The sequence below is a fragment of the Streptomyces beijiangensis genome, assembly GCF_017315755.1.
Taxonomy (GTDB): domain Bacteria; phylum Actinomycetota; class Actinomycetes; order Streptomycetales; family Streptomycetaceae; genus Streptomyces; species Streptomyces beijiangensis.
Map to the genome: position 1 here is coordinate 1 of NZ_JAFLRJ010001514.1, position 443 is coordinate 443.

The window sequence follows — 443 nt, forward strand, 5'->3', positions numbered from 1 at the left end:
CTGTGGAACGGCTCGTCGACGTTCGGCCCGTACGGTTTCTACGCGGTGTACGGCGTGTTCATGGTGCCCGCCTTCGGCCTGGTGACCTGGCTGGCGATCTGGTCCCGCCAGCGCGAGCTGCGCACGCTGGCCGTCGAGCTGCCCGCCTACGCCGCGGCCGGCTGGCTGTCCCCCGCCGAGCCCCTCGCCCTGGCCTCGATGCGGGCCCGCGGCATGGCCAGGGACACGGCACGCCGGTGGCAGGCGGCGGCAGCGGGTGGCGGTCCGTACGGCCGCCAGGGCTACGTACCGGCCCCGATCGGCGCCCCGGCCAGGGCCCGGGCCAAAGCACAGGGCAAGGCGGCGGCCCGTGCGGTCGCCGAGTACGAGTCGTTTGCGACGTCACTGGCGTTTCTGCGCCGGCAGGCCCGCCGCGGCACGGCGGGCCATGACCTGGCCGAACG

The 443-nt window shown here is 75.4% G+C and carries 1 pseudogene; it reads left to right on the forward strand.

What is annotated here, in order from left to right:
• Nucleotides 1-443 (forward strand): annotated as a pseudogene (locus J0695_RS42490) (PrsW family intramembrane metalloprotease); the annotation flags it as partial.